Raw genomic sequence first — 16,176 nt, forward strand, 5'->3', positions numbered from 1 at the left:
ACCTCCTATCTTGCGTTTGCAATACCTTCATAAACATTACCTCGAATACCATCCACGGTTACCACCTGACCATTTGTCAATTGAGATTGATCATGAGCACCTAAAATGACAGGAATACCAAACTGAATACCTGCAATAGCTGCTGTCGATGTGTACCCTTCTTCTGCTGTAATAATAGCGCCAGCTCGTTTTGCTAGTTCCATATATTCTGGTTCTAAATCACGAACTACTAGAATGCTTCCATCTGCCATAGGCTCTGTAGAGTCAGCGTGATGGATTGGTCCCGTTACAGATAGTTTACCAACTCCGCGACCTTTAATCAATACATTACCTGTGACATGAACACGAATCATATTCGTTGTGCCAGATAAGCCAGATGGCACACCAGCTGTCACAACAACTAAATCACCAGATTGAATCAATCCCTCTCCTAAAGCGGCACTCATAGCGCAGTGTACCATTTCATCTGAATTGGAGTGAGATGGTCCTTGGATAGCTGTTACACCCCAATATAACTGCATACGACGTAAGGCGCTCTCATGTGGTGTTACCGCAATGATTTGGCAATTTGGACGATGACGGGAAATGCTCATGGCTGTAATACCAGATTCAGTGCAAGTAATGATGGCCCCAGCTCCCAAAGAACGTCCTACTTCAACAGTAGCAGAACAAATAGCATCTGTCGTTTTTGCCTCTTCTAATTGCACCGTATGGTTAGCATTCACATATAAATCAGATGTTTCTGTCACTTTTGCAATGCGAGCCATAGTGGTCACCGCTTCTAGTGGATAGTCACCGCCCGCTGTTTCTCCAGACAACATAACTGCATCGGTGCCGTCTAAAATGGCATTCGCTACGTCACTAGCTTCCGCCCGCGTTGGTCTTGGGTTAGATACCATGGACTCTAGCATTTGTGTGGCTGTAATAACTGGTTTCGATGCGGCATTACATTTTTGAATCATCATTTTTTGCAATACTGGTACTTCTTCGGCTGGGATTTCCACGCCTAGGTCACCACGAGCCACCATCAATCCATCAGATACTTCTAAAATTTCATCTAAATTATTAAGGCCTTCTTCATTTTCAATTTTAGAAATGATGCGAATATCTGCTCCTTTAGATTCCAAAATACGACGAATTGCCACTACATCGCTGGCCCGTTGCATGAAAGAAGCCGCCACATAGTCCACACCCATTTCACAGCCAAATACCAAGTCTTTTTCATCTTGTTCCGACACTGGTGGTAAAGATAGAGATACCCCTGGTACAGCTACGCGTTTACGGTTGCTCATCATACCCGTATTCATAACGGTCGTATGAATTTCAGTGCCATCAATAGAGTCAATACGCAATGTTACTAATCCATCAGATAAGAGAATTTGCTTTGCCTCTTTTACATCTTCTGGCAAGCCTATATGGTTGACGGAGCAAATCTCCTTCGTGCCTTCCACATCTCTTGTCGTCAACGTGAAAGATTGTCCTTCTTCTAAACAAACCTTTCCTTCTTTGAATAAGCCAAGGCGAATTTCAGGGCCCTTTGTGTCTAGCATTAATGCCACTGGAATCCCCGTTCTAGTAGAGGCTAAGCGAACGAGCTCCATACGTTTTGCTTGTTCTTCATGAGAACCATGAGAGAAGTTAAAACGTGCCACGTTCATACCTGCTCGCAATAAGGATTCTACCATTTCTAAACTATCTGTACTGGGTCCCATGGTACAAACAATCTTTGTCTTTTTATTCATTTCTATCTCCTTATAGTAACTCTACTGCATTGGCCCCTAGTAAGGCTTGCACACGCCCAATAGACTCTTTCGATGGGGTGAAATAAAAACTACGGTTCACTGCTAAGCTGCGCTTTTGACGTTGCAAGAATAGAGTAACTGGTGTATCTCCCTGTAATTCTTGCAACAGCTTTTGTAATTGTTGGCTCACTTGCGGTGTATCATGGGCTGTATCAATATGAATACGAATCTGTCGTACTTTATCATATTCTACTTTCAATAACTGTACGGAACTAGCAATGCATTGCACTCCTTTTTCATCCGCATCAATGCGTCCCTCGATAGCTACCACACCATCTCGTTGCAATAGCATATGACTTTTTTGATACCCTTGTGGGAATACTACTACTTGTACGGTGCCTGTGAAATCTTCCAAGGTTAAGGTGCACATTTTTTCCTGCTTAGCCTTTGTTAAGCGATCTACTTTATCCGTAATCAATCCACCAATCGTAACAGTTTTGCCATCGAAATCCTCTGGATTTTCTGCTAATCGTCCTAATTGAAATAGTCCTTCCAATTCATCACGATAGGCATCTAACGGATGGCCCGTAATATAAAAGCCTGTATATTCCTTTTCATCTTTCAGCTTTAGTTCTTTAGGCAAGTCTGGCAAGTCTGGAACATGGATACTCTCCATTTCCTCTACCTCCGCAAAGAGACTCACCGCCCCTAAAGCACTATTTTTTTGCCCTTTAGAACCAATTCCTTGGGCTTGTTCATAAATCTGTAACAGCTGATTTCGATTTTCTTTGAAAGAATCCATAGCCCCGCATCGAATTAAACTTTCCAACAAACGCTTATTGACCACACGGTATGGTATACGTTCGCAGAAATCAACAATGGATGTAAATTGCCCATTTGCCTTACGTTCTGCTAGTAATTCTTCGATCGCATTATCACCTACATGTTTGATACCACCTAAACCAAAACGAATTTGTCCATTTTGTACGGTAAACATACGCTCTGAATGGTTAATATCTGGTCCTAATACAGCCACTTGTTTCGCTTTACACACATTGATGTAATTCGTCATTTTATCCATATTACCCATAAAGCTAGTCATAGTAGCTGCCATAAACTCTGGGAAATAATGGGCTTTCAGATACGCCGTTTGATACGCAATATAGGCATAAGCAGCAGAGTGGGATTTATTAAATCCATAACCTGCGAAATATAGCAAGAGATCAAATACTTCGTTAGCCAATTTCTCATCGATACCATTATTCACAGAACCAGTCACAAAGGAGTCTCGTTGTGCTTTTAGTACAGATTCCTTTTTCTTACCCATGGCACGGCGCATTAAATCCGCTTGTCCCAAGGAGAATCCGCCCATGGCGGAGGCAATCTGCATAACTTGTTCTTGGTATAGGATAACCCCAAATGTATCCTCTAAAATAGGCTCTAATATAGGATGCAAGTAGGTCACTTCTTTTTCTTTATGACGGCGCTTGATAAAATCTTCTACCATGCCCGATCCCAACGGTCCCGGCCGATAGAGGGCCACTAAAGGAATTAAATCTTCAAAATGTTCTGGCTTCAAATCCATTACTAATTTTGTAATCCCTTCCGATTCTAACTGGAAGACCCCTGCGGTTTCCCCTTTACATAAGATTTCACAGGAAGCCTTGTCATCTAATGGGATGGCATCCAAGTCTAAGTCGATACCGTGGTTTTCCTTAATGAGACGTAATGCCTCACCCATCACTGTCAACGTGCGAAGTCCCAAAAAGTCCATCTTCAATAGGCCTAGTTCTTCGATATTATCTTTATCATATTGCGTGACAAAACCATCTTCATTGGAGTTTTGTACCGGCACATACTCATCTAATGGTGCTGCTGAAATTACAACCCCCGCTGCATGGGTAGAAGAGTTTCTCGCGATTCCTTCTAAACGCAAGCAAAGATCAAATAATTCTTTTACAGATTCATCTGTATCATACAAGTCTTTGAGTTCTTTTACTTCTAAAGCTTTTTTTAACGTAATGCCCAATTCATTAGGAATCATCTTAGCTAATCGATTCACCTCTGGTAAAGGCATATCTAATACGCGACCTACATCACGAATAACCGCACGAGCCGCTTCGGTACCGAAGGTAATAATTTGCGCCACTCGCTCTTGTCCATATTTTTCTGTCACATAGTCGATGACCTTATTGCGCGTTTCATAGCAGAAGTCGATATCGATATCGGGCATGCTTACCCGCTCCGGATTCAAGAACCGTTCAAAGAGCAAATCGTATTTAATAGGATCTAAACCTGTAATTCCCAATAAGTAGGCTACCACTGACCCTGCGGCACTACCACGACCTGGGCCTACTAGTACCCCATGTTCACGAGCATATTTAACATAGTCCCAAACGATGAGGAAGTAATCTTCAAAGCCCATGCGACTAATAACACCCAACTCATAATCTAGCCGCTCTTGTAATACCGGTGTTACCTCTGGGTAGAATTGAGGAATATAGGACTCACAAACTTTGCGCAAGTAAGAATGTGCTGTTTCCCCTTCTGGTACATCAAATTTTGGCAAATGGTGCGCATCAAAATTGAACTCTACATGGCAACGTTCCGCAATCTTCAAGGTATTATCCAAAGCTTCTGGAATATGACCAAAGAGTTCTTCCATCTCATCGCCGCTTTTCATGTAAAACTCATTACTGAAAAACTTCATGCGATCTACATCATTCCGCCTTGCACCCGTAGCAATACATACCTTAATATCATGAGCTTCCGCATCGTCTGCATAAACATAGTGAAAGTCATTAGAACATACAAGTCCCACACCATATTGCTCCGCCATATCTACCAACACATCTTGAACACGTAATTCCTTAGGATCTCCATGGTTCTGAATCTCTAAGAAAAAGTTCTCTTTTCCATAGGTCTTAAGATACCATTCCAAAGCACGATGAGCGCCCTCAATGTTGTCCTGTAAAATCAGTTGCGGAATTTCTCCTGCAATACAAGCACTCAAAGCGATGATTCCTTTGTTGTAGGTAGATAGCAAATCTCGATCAGCACGCGGCTTGCGGTAGAACCCTTCTGTAGAGGATTTAGATACAATTTTTACAATATTTTCGTATCCTTCCATGGTTTCTGCTAAGAGAATTAAATGCTTTAATCGTTCATAGGCCTTACCTTCAGGGCGGTCAAAACGACTGCCTTCGGTCACATACACTTCGCATCCTAAGATGGGTTTGATACCTTGTGCCATGGCCTCTTTATAAAAATATATGGCTCCATACATATTACCATGGTCCGTTAACGCTAGGGCAGGCATATTGAGTTCTTTCGCACGACTCACCATTTGTGGCAATCGGCTAATGCCATCTATGAGGCTATATTCACTATGACTATGCAGATGTACAAATGGTCTCATGTGCCCTCCTTACTAACGTAACGCGATATGCTTTCATTCCTTCTATTATATCATAATTTGCATATTTCAGTGTACCGTGAAAGCATTTGTCACCTATCAATCTATGGATACTTACAAAATAAAAATGCCTATGTAATCTGTATAACAAACTACATAGGCATTGCATTATTTAATAAACTTTACTTCTTGGTAGATAGATTCTAATACTTCTTCTTTTTTCGCATTATACTCTACTTTTTTCTGTTCAAACCAGTTATTGCCTTCTGTATCAATGGATACAATTAAAGGACCAAACTCTTTCACACGACATGTCCAAAGCGTTTCTGGCATACCTAGCTCTCGCCAGTTAGCACTTTCAATTTCTTCCACTTCTGTAGCCGCTAGTACAGCATTGCCCGCAGGAAATACTAGATGCAAGGCTCCAAACTCTTTACAAGCACGTTCTGTATTCGGTCCCATACCACCTTTACCAACAATAAGGCGTACACCTGTCTCTTTCACAAAATCATACTCAAACTTTTCCATACGCATACTTGTGGTAGGTCCTACAGAGACCATTTCAAATGTGTCATCTCCCAGATCTCGGACGATAGGACCCGCATGCAAAATGGCTCCATCCCGTACATCCACAGGCAATTCACGACCTAATTCAATCAACCGACGATGTGCCACGTCACGACAGGTCGTAATATGACCCGTTAAATAAATGATGTCCCCTGCTTTAATACCTTCTAAATCTTTCCGCTGAATCGGCGTTGTTAATACTTTCTTTTCCATTAATATGTCACCCCACTATGCGATAGAATTGTACATTGTCCATCTTTATCAAATACCATATGGCCTCTGCGGTGATTCCAACATCCCACATTAACTGCAACAGAAATAACCGATGGATGACGAGCCCCATGCTCAATATTGACACCTAGCAAGCACTTATCTCCACCCATACCTTGTGGGCCAATATGCAAGGAATTAATCCCATCTTCTAGCAATTGTTCCATTTTTGCTGCTCGTTCATTAGGTGCTACGGAACTTACTGGTCTCATTAACGCTTTTTTTGAAAGTAACGCCGCTGTATCAATAGACGTAGCCACACCGACACCAATTAACAATGGTGGGCACGCATTTAATCCGTAGGATGTCATCAAATCTAAGACAAACTTTGCTACTCCTTCATAGCCTTCTCCAGGCATCAATGTCTTACCGCTACCTGGCAAGGAACAACCACCACCTGCCATATAAGGGAAAATTTCAACATCATCTCGATCTGGCACGATATCCCATAAAATATAAGGTGCTAAAGTACCAATGTTTTTTCCAGTATTATATTCATCAAACGTTTCTACACAATTATGTCGAAGCGGAGTTTCCTGTGTTGCTTGATACGTTGCATTTCTCAAGATACTTTCCAATTCACCAAGCAATGGATAATTAGCACCTACTTTTACCCAATATTGCAATACTCCTGTATCTTGGCAGGATGGGCGACTTAACTCTTTTGCTAACTTCATGTTTTCTTTCATAGTTGCATAAATTGTTTTCGCTAGCGGATTTCGTTCATCATTCGCTAATTCTGTAATTTTTTCTTGTACATCGTCAGGTAATACTTTAGCAACATGGCCTACAAAATCACTAACGATTTTTGTCATTCGTAACACTTGTTCTTCTTTATTCATAGAAACCTCCTAAATTATGGGTAAAAGGGAAAGAATATTGGCAAAATAATTAATGACACGATTGTCACTATCACAATGAGAGGAACCCCTACTTTTACGTAGTCCATAAAACTATATCCTCCAATGTTATACACCATGGTATTGGCAGGCATACCAATTGGTGTTGCATATGCACAAGATGCCCCAATAACAGTAGCCATCAACACCGCTTTGGGATCTGCTCCCATAGACTGTGCTAATTGCAAACCGATAGGCACCAACAGTGCTGTGGCTGCCGTATTAGACATAAAGTTTGTTAACACAGCGGATAAGATAAAAATCACTGCCATCACAATATATGGACTTGGATTGCTACCTAATAATCCCATAATCGTATTTGCTACTACAGAACCCGCACCTGTTTTCACAAGAGCTGTAGCAATAGATAAGGAACCAACGAACAAAAATATTGTTTTCATATCAATGGATTTTACCGCCTCTGTTTCAGTCACCACATTCGTAGCCACTAAAATAAGTGCCCCAATCCATGCAGATACATACAGTTTAACACCAATTTGAGATTCAAAAATCATAGCTAAGATAGTACCTACCAATACCAATGTCGCCATCCATTGTTTCCATTTTGGTACATGGCTATAATCTTCCACTGTATCATAGGTAGAGTCTACAGCACGACTTGGTGTGTCTGGCAATAATTTATATCCCAATAACAAGAAATAAATAATACCTACCAACAAAATTGGTCCACCAATTAAAGCATAATCAAAAAATCCAAAGGATAAGCCAATTTTTTCTAATCCTGCTTGTGCGATCATATTTCCTGGGGCCCCAATTAAACTAAGATTACCACCCATAGCCGATGCCAATACTAAGGGGATTAGAAATTTTGATTGGTTAAATCCTGATTTTTGTGCAATTCCAATTGCAACAGGAATCAATACCGCTGCCGTTCCCGTATTAGACAAGAAGCCAGATAATAATCCTGTAATTAGCATGACTGCGACAATGAGCATTTTTTCAGTGCTAGCCATTTTTGTAACTACACTACCTACCACTTGTGCCACACCAGTTTCAAAGAATGCTGCACCCACGATAAACATAGCCATAAATAAAAGAACATTACCATCCACAAAGCCTGCAAAGGCCTCTTTAGGAGATAAAACTCCAGATAACACTAGACCAACTGATACTAACATCGCCGTAATCGATAAAGGTATCTTCTCCCATACAAACATGACTATGGCAAACACTAAATAACATAACGTAATACTAACTGCATCCATTCCATTCCTCCTGAATCTCTAGTACCGTATTAATATATGCCCTCATTATAGCTATTTATACAGCCCCCTTCTATCCAATATTCATCATGATACTTTTCTATAAAATAGGCATATTTATCTATATTTTTGCAATTTTAAGTCCAATATATATAAAAAAATGCTATGTTATTACATGTAATAACATAGCATTTACCAGCATTAATTAAATTCAGTCTTATTTTATTATATAAAAATATATCCATATACTTAATATTATATATATGCAAGTAAAGTATACCTAGCTTATTCTAGTGTCTGCAATAGCTGGTGTAATTCTTCTTTAACCCGCTGAACCTTACTAACAAGGCTTTGTTTCGTATATTCATTTTCCTCATACTTCACATTTTCTCTAGTCAGGTAACTTCCATACATTGTTAATATCCCCTTAATTTCTGTATCATCAGAGCTAATATATTCTTTCCAATCTTCTAACACTGTATGACGCTCAATTCTCTTTGCTCGTTCACGATAGGCAGAAGGAGTTAGTTTAAAATGCTTTTTAAACGCACTATTAAAAGCTTTTACGTCAGGGAACCCACAATAACTTGCAATATGAATAACCATATCATCCGTATTTACCAATCGTATCGCTGCCTCACGCAATCGCATACGTGACACATATTCTAAAAAAGTAATCCCCAGCTGCCGTTTAAATAGTTGAGAGGTGTAGCTTTCAGTATATCCGCCTACATCAGCAATCGTTGCTAACTCAAGACGGTTGCGAAAATGTTCATCGATAAAATGAACCATCCGTTCAAAATTTTCTTCTTGATGCAATATCTTAGTGGATAATTGATTCTCGTATCGACTAGCTAATATAATCTCATACACATTTGACAACACTGTATATATAACACCATCTACCTTCATGGTTTCTAGCGCACTAATGCTTATTTCTGCAGTATGATGATTCATAATATACGCTAGCGATTGGCGAAGCTCTTTATACCTTTTAGCAATATTTATATCTTGTGTGGAGACTGACACAAATCGATACTTCATAAAATCCTGATCATACTGCAAAAACCATTGTGGTTCTACATGAAAGACGAGAGCAATCGTATCTTCTTCTAAAGCCAATGTAGCATGCCCACATTGTGATGAATACAAAATCATGTCATCTCGTTGTAATGTATAGGTCTGCCCCTCTACACACACTTCTAAAGCTCCCTTTAATACCCATAATAACTCAATATGATTATGCCAATTATAATGATAGGTGGAAATACGATATATATGACTTTTAACTTGTAATAACCCTCTATCAATAGCGTATCTAAAATATTTCATAGGAACCTCTTCATCTCTATAATTGTACATTACCTAACCTTGCTTATGTATAATATGCCTTCATCTCCGCTTTCACTTGCTCCCAATTTGGCAACACATCGCTCATAACCTTATAAAAGCGTGACGAATGGTTCGGCTCTATAAAGTGCGCAAATTCATGGACCATCACATAGTGAGCAAACTCTGTAGGGCCTAAGAGCAATCGTGTATTCATGGTGATAACTTCTTTTACAGGCATACAAGAGCCCCAGCGGCTTGTCATGTACCGCAATCGTAAGGTCGGTATCGGCACGGTATAGCCCGCTTGTTGAAATTCACCATGTACTTGTTGCGATAACTTCTCCATAAAGTCCTGACCTATAGATTTCCAAAAATTAAGCCACATCCGTTCTACTTTGCTAGCATCCAAGGTCTCGTGATTACTTGGGTAGCGTACCAACAATATGTCGTCTACCACCGTTACTGCATAGGTAGAGGCGTTCCCTCTCGACAGTTTTCTTTGTGATAGGCTTCCTTGTGCGCCCTTCCTTTTTGATGAACTACCTTTCAATGGAGAATCTGACGGAGTATCACTTAATTGACCATCCTGCGAAGATGTTTCCAAGTAGGCAGATACTGTGTGAGGCTTTTCTAGTACTACTCGATACATCTTACCCATCACAATGATTTCTGTATCTAAATCTGGTACCATCGGATGTCCACCTCTGTCCTTTCGATTTTGCAGTGCTTTTTCAATGAAAGCTCGATGACGACAGATAAATTCTTCAATCATTCCTAAGGGGACACGAGGAGAGGCAGACACTCGCACCACACCACTAGTGGTGACACGAAGATTCATATTCTTCACTCGTTTTCTATGCAGTTCATAAGTGATGCTCCCATCTGGCAGTGTACGAAGTTCTTTCATCCCGTCTTCTCTATCTCCTATATCATGACTAATATGTTACTTATATATCTATTATAGGCTTTCAGCCCTATAAAATACAACAAAATAGAGAAAGCCATGGTATCCCACTACTTTCTCTATTTCTATGTACATAGACTATTCCTAGCCTACTATATGTAATTATTTTCCTGCTTTTGCTGCTTTCGCACGAGCGGAACGATCCAAGATGGCTTTACGCATACGGATGTTTTCTGGTGTTACTTCTACCAATTCGTCATCGTTGATCCACTCTAGAGCTTGTTCTAAGCTGAAGATACGTGGAGGTGTTAAACGAACTGCCTCATCAGAGGAGCTAGAACGCATGTTAGTCACATGTTTCTTTTTGTTAGGGTTTACGTCCATGTCGTTTTCACGAGCATTTTCTCCGATAACTTGGCCTGTGTATACTGGCACATTAGCACCCAAGAATAAGGTACCACGGTCTTGTACAGAGTTCAAACCATATGGTGTAGTTTCACCGTCTTCGAAAGCTACCAAGGCACCGCGCGTACGGCCTGGGATATCCCCTTTGTATGGTGCATAGCCATGGAATACATGGTTCATGATACCATTACCTTTTGTAGCTGTTAAGAACTGCGCACGGAAACCAATCAAGCCCCGAGCAGGGACTACGAATTCCATACGTAAGTAACCAGCTAATTCCACCATGTTAATTAACTCCGCTTTACGAACGCCCAAGTTTTCCATAACAGCACCCATAAATTCTTGAGGCACGTCGATTGTTAAATGCTCTAATGGTTCACATTTTTGACCATTGATCTCTTTGAAAATTACACGAGGTTTACCCACTTGTAATTCGTAACCTTCACGGCGCATTGTTTCAATCAATACTGCCAAATGCAATTCGCCACGGCCAGATACTTTGAAAGAATCTGGAGAATCTGTTTCTTCTACACGCATGGATACATTAGTTTCTACCTCTTTGAACAAACGGTCACGTAAATGACGGCTTGTTACATAGTCACCTTCACGACCTGCGAATGGAGAGTTATTAACGGAGAACATCATGGACAATGTTGGCTCGTCGATAGAAATTGTTGGTAATGCTTCTGGATTTTCTGCATCCGCTACTGTTTCACCGATATTGATGTCATCAATACCTACGAAAGCGATGATGTCGCCCATACCCGCTTCATCAGTTTCTACACGGTTCAAACCATTGTATGTGTACACACGACCGATTTTACCTTTACGAGTACTTTCACCATTCATCAACACCACTTGTTGATTTGGTTTCATACGGCCACGAACGATACGACCTACTGCGATTTTACCTACGAAATCATCATAGTCAAGGGTCGTTACCATGAATTGCAATGGACCATCGATGTCGCCTTGTGGAGCAGGAATTTCTTTGATCAATACATCGAATAATGCCGTCATATCTGTGGAGTCATCTTCCATCGATGCTTTCGCAATGCCATCACGAGCAGATGCGTATACCACTGGGAAGTCCAATTGATCATCGTCCGCTTCCAATTCCATGAACAATTCTAATACTTCGTCTTCAACTTCATGAACACGTTGGTCAGGACGGTCAATTTTATTGATAACAACGATTGGTTTCAAACCTTGTTCCAAGGCTTTGCGCAATACGTACTTTGTTTGTGGCATTGGACCTTCGAAAGAATCCACCAATAACAATACGCCGTCAACCATGTTCAATACACGTTCTACTTCACCGCCGAAGTCAGCATGACCCGGTGTGTCCACGATATTGATTTTTACATCATTATGCATAACTGCTGTGTTTTTGGACAGGATTGTAATCCCTCTTTCACGTTCTAGGTCGTTAGAGTCCATTACACGTTCAGCAACTTTTTCATTATCACGGAAAATATGACTTTGTTTAAGCAATGCATCTACCAACGTTGTTTTACCATGGTCAACGTGGGCGATAATCGCCACATTGCGAAGATTTTCACGAATCATTCTATACTCCTTTATCTACTTAAGTAGGGTATTCCTAATATTTGTACAAATCGTACTACGACAGTCTATTATATACTTTATTTTAGGATTTTACAAGGAAATAGCTATACTTTCATGGCAATATCTCTATAGTAGTCAAACATTTGTGACAATAGATTACTTCACAATATGGCATCCCCAGCCACTATATTCTCCGTCAAACTCTTCGGCTAGATCCATAAGATACCAGACAATTTCATCGATATTTTCAAAAGCATCTTCCCTACCAATGACAAGTACATATGGATATTCCTTATCTATATCCTCATTATCGGTCTGATTTTCTGATGAAAGTTTTATAAAACCGTCTTCCATCACTTTCGCTAAAAAGGCTTCTCCATTTTCTTCTGTTTTAAAGAGTAAGCAATGTTCAAGCACTCTCGGCACCATACTATCACCATCACTTTTAATATCCTCAATGAGCCTCATATTCATAATACTTTGGTATTCATATCTGTCAGGATACAGTCCCTGAAAATACAGTTCCCAGTCAGGATCATCTACTATTGCCAATGTATAGGCATAGTCAGGGAAGTTTTCTGACATCATCTCAGAAATTTCATCGCCGTACCCCAACTCATTCTTAGCATACGCAAAAATATGTGCTCGTTCATCGCATTTCACAACGCCTACTAACATATCTCCATGTTGTTTAACAATCTCTTCTACAGCGTCTTCTATATAATATACATATTCCCCTTCTTCTCTTGTAGGAAACCCGCTGTCATTAGCATTCTTATATAATATTTGTAAATGTAATCTGTTAGGGTAGTTTGCAGTATATTCAAAATCCCTAAAAGCTAAATTGGTTCGAATCACAGCCGGCAAGTCATAAGCAAATGAATCGCATAGATAAACGCCCCAGTCTTCCTCAATTTCAGCAGTTTCTTGATCGATCACTTTCTCCGTAGCCACATTTGCTCTTTTTTCTATTTCTTCTTGACACTCTTTTACTACTTCCAATGCATCCTTATCCTCAGGATCCAACTCCGCCCAACGCAAGGCATAAGGAATCGCTTTTTCTTCCTCTTGAGTTAAATATTGATAGGCATATGCCATACGCATATTCCATTCAGCTTTATCTTTCCCCTCTTCTCTAACTGAATTTAAAATATCTATCGATTTTAATAAAAATTTATCGCCAATAAAACTAGGTGTTCCTTGATCATCATTGCCGACAATCGCAAAGTTTTGATACGCACGAGCAAGCTGATACCATACTTGGTAATCCCGTTCTTCCATAGGGATGCTTTCCAATGCTGTCATACATTCCGTATATGTATCTTCATCTGTAAGCTTTTCTATATACGCAAAAAATTCTTCGCGATTTTTTGAATTCCATTTCATGTTACATTACCTCCACTTTTTATCGTTTATCTAACATTAAAAACACAACACCACAAATGACAAGTAACAGTCCACATATTCCTATAAAAACTCTATATCCTTTCTCACCCCACACTTCAAAAATAAATGCGTGCCTTGCTTTATCTCCGACTGTAGCTTGATACACCCATTTCCAATCTCGTATAGCACCAATTAAAAATAGTAGTCCACCTGCTATCAAGACATACTGGTAATGTGCCTTTAACCATTCAAATACTCCATCCATATCGTTTATCCACTTCCTCTATCAAGCATTTCTCTCATTATTTCTCTTTTTCACACGCTAAAGATTCTTCACTCAAGCACCATTCTCTCAACTTTTTAGAAGATTACTTTTTCTTTTTTACCGCCGATTGTAAAAGCTCTCGTATTCTCCTTCAAATACAAACTTTTCTGGGTGAGATTTGATGTAGTTTAGTTCGTTTTCTTCACCTGTATAATCGTAAATGAAATCATCGGCTTCATCTAAAATATTAAAAAATTCCTCTCCGTATTTTTCTTCCAATATTTCTAGCATATGGTATCTTTCTTCTCTACCAAACGGTATTGTCCCACCACAATAGTCTACAACTTTTTGAAAATTGCCTGCATATTCGTTCATTCCAAAATGTTTGAAACCTTTTATTGCATCTTCCCAAACTATCCCTGTAGGATTATATAAAAACTGATGATGACCTCCATTATTTACTTCTACAAAATACCAAGTAATGGCTAATAAATATCTTTGCTCTAAAGTGAAAGTCTGCGCTGATTGAATATACTCATCATATCCATCATAAATATTAATTGTTTCCCACATTGGATCAACAACATCATAATAAGAGTTTTCATCTAAACTTTTAATATTTTCTATGGTAATCTTTGCGTATGTTAATTTCTTTTCTGTTTCACCCATTTCAGTTGTCTCCTCTATATTTTTATTTTCTAGATTGATATATTCAAAATATTTTTCTGTTAAAGTAGAATATTTCTCCTTTGTTTTTACCGGGATTTCCTCAAAATCACTAAAATCCACTTGAGCAAGCTTGGGCTATTTCACGCTACTTTACAATATGGCATGCCCAACCATCATATTCCCCGTCAAACTCTTCTGCTAGATCCATAAGATACCAGACAATTCCATCGATATTTTCAAAATCATCTTCTCTGCCTATGACAAGTTCATATGGATATTCTTCATCTATATCTTCATTGTTGCTCATGTTTTCTGATGAAAGTTTGTTAAAACCGTCTTCCATCACTTTGGCTAAAAAGGCTTCCCCATTTTTTTCTGTTGTAAAGCACAGGCAATGTTCAAGTACTCTCGGCACCATACTATCACCATGACTTTCAATATTCTCAATGAGCCGCATATTCATAATACTTTGATATTCATATCTGTCAGGATACAGTGCATGAAAATACATGACCCAGTCCTTATCTTCAAATACTGCCAATGTATACGCATAATCAGGGAAGTTTTCTGACATCATCTCAGAAATTTCATCGTAGTACCCCAACTCATTCTTAACATACGCAAAAATATGTGCCCGTTCATCGCATTTCACAATGCCTGCTAACATGTCTCCATGTTGTTCAATAATCTCTACTACAGCGTCTTCTACAGGATATACATATTCTCCTTCTTCTCTTGTAGGAAAACCGTTGTCATCAGCATTCTTATATAATATTTGTAAATGTAATCTTTTTGGGTAGTTTACAGTACATTCAAAATCCCTAAGAGCTAAATTGGTTCTAATCACAGCCGGTAAGTCGTAAGCAAATGCATTGCATAGATAAATGCACCAGTCTTCGTCAATTTGGGCCATTTCTTGATCGATTGTTGTTTCAGTAGCCGCATTTGCTCTGTACTCTCTTTTTTCTATTTCTTCTTTACACTCTTTTACTACTTCCAATGCATTCTCATCCTCAGGATTTAACTCCGCCCAACGCAAGGCATAAGGAATCGCTTTTTCTTCCTCATGAGTCAAATATTGATAGGCATACGCCATACGCATATTCCATTCAGCCTTATCTTTCCCCTCTTCTCTAACCGAATTCAAAATATCTATAGATTTTAATAAAAATTTATCGCCAATAAAACTAGGTGTTCCTTTATCATCATTGCCGACAATCACAAAGTTTTGATAGGCACGAGCAAGCTGATACCATACTTCATAATCCCGTTCTTCCATAGGGATGCTTTCCAACGCTGTGATACATTCTGTATATTTATCTTCATCTCTAAGCTTTTCTATATACGCCAAAAATTCTTTCCTGTTTTCTTTTTGATATTTCATAATTTACTCCTTATTTATCCTATTTTTACCAATTTCCTCAGTTTTCAAAAATATATTTTAACTCGTTAAAAATTAAAACTTATTTTTCTATTTCAATACCATTCAAATACTCCATCCATATCGTTTATCTACTTCCTCTATCAGGC

The 16,176-nt window shown here is 39.3% G+C and carries 12 protein-coding genes; all 12 read right to left on the reverse strand.

Annotated elements, in window-relative coordinates:
- Positions 1–5 precede the first annotated feature (5 nt).
- The gene (gene pyk / locus EO125_RS06140) at positions 6–1,742 is read right to left on the reverse strand and encodes a pyruvate kinase (protein WP_127148124.1); all 1,737 of its coding nucleotides are present in this window, start codon (positions 1,740–1,742) and stop codon (positions 6–8) included.
- A gap of 10 nt (positions 1,743–1,752) precedes the next feature.
- A complete protein-coding gene (locus EO125_RS06145; RefSeq protein WP_127148125.1) occupies positions 1,753–5,160 on the reverse strand; it encodes a DNA polymerase III subunit alpha in 3,408 nt (1,135 codons plus the stop codon).
- A 165-nt stretch (positions 5,161–5,325) separates the two neighbouring features.
- On the reverse strand, positions 5,326–5,937 hold the full coding sequence (ttdB, locus tag EO125_RS06150; protein ID WP_009352944.1) for a L(+)-tartrate dehydratase subunit beta: 612 nt from the start codon (positions 5,935–5,937) through the stop codon (positions 5,326–5,328).
- Positions 5,937–6,836, reverse strand: a complete 900-nt coding sequence (gene ttdA / locus EO125_RS06155) for a L(+)-tartrate dehydratase subunit alpha (protein WP_009352839.1) — start codon at positions 6,834–6,836, stop codon at positions 5,937–5,939. The genes ttdB and ttdA overlap by 1 nt, the downstream gene beginning before the upstream one ends.
- A gap of 14 nt (positions 6,837–6,850) precedes the next feature.
- Positions 6,851–8,119 (reverse strand): SLC13 family permease, encoded by a 1,269-nt coding sequence (locus EO125_RS06160; RefSeq protein ID WP_126940585.1) that lies wholly within the window; start codon positions 8,117–8,119, stop codon positions 6,851–6,853.
- A 282-nt stretch (positions 8,120–8,401) separates the two neighbouring features.
- Complete coding sequence (locus EO125_RS06165) at positions 8,402–9,448, reverse strand: AraC family transcriptional regulator (RefSeq protein WP_164726457.1); 1,047 nt, start codon at positions 9,446–9,448, stop codon at positions 8,402–8,404.
- A 43-nt stretch (positions 9,449–9,491) separates the two neighbouring features.
- Positions 9,492–10,355, reverse strand: coding sequence for a M48 family metallopeptidase (locus EO125_RS06170; RefSeq protein WP_127148127.1), 864 nt, complete (start codon positions 10,353–10,355; stop codon positions 9,492–9,494).
- 159 nt (positions 10,356–10,514) lie between these two features.
- Positions 10,515–12,326 carry a translational GTPase TypA gene (typA, locus tag EO125_RS06175; protein WP_127148128.1) on the reverse strand — a complete coding sequence of 604 codons (1,812 nt, stop codon included), beginning with the start codon at positions 12,324–12,326 and terminating at the stop codon, positions 10,515–10,517.
- Between the two features lie 156 nt (positions 12,327–12,482).
- The gene (locus tag EO125_RS06180) at positions 12,483–13,712 is read right to left on the reverse strand and encodes a DUF695 domain-containing protein (RefSeq protein WP_127148129.1); all 1,230 of its coding nucleotides are present in this window, start codon (positions 13,710–13,712) and stop codon (positions 12,483–12,485) included.
- Positions 13,713–13,731: 19 nt separating this feature from the next.
- On the reverse strand, positions 13,732–13,977 hold the full coding sequence (locus EO125_RS06185; protein WP_126938279.1) for an immunity 17 family protein: 246 nt from the start codon (positions 13,975–13,977) through the stop codon (positions 13,732–13,734).
- 117 nt (positions 13,978–14,094) lie between these two features.
- A complete protein-coding gene (locus EO125_RS06190; RefSeq protein ID WP_206168371.1) occupies positions 14,095–14,766 on the reverse strand; it encodes a DMP19 family protein in 672 nt (223 codons plus the stop codon).
- A 25-nt stretch (positions 14,767–14,791) separates the two neighbouring features.
- Complete coding sequence (locus EO125_RS06195; RefSeq protein ID WP_127148130.1) at positions 14,792–16,030, reverse strand: DUF695 domain-containing protein; 1,239 nt, start codon at positions 16,028–16,030, stop codon at positions 14,792–14,794.
- Positions 16,031–16,176: the final 146 nt, after the last annotated feature.

Origin of the sequence: Veillonella sp. VA139, from assembly GCF_003992005.1 — a bacterium.
Lineage (GTDB): Bacteria > Bacillota > Negativicutes > Veillonellales > Veillonellaceae > F0422.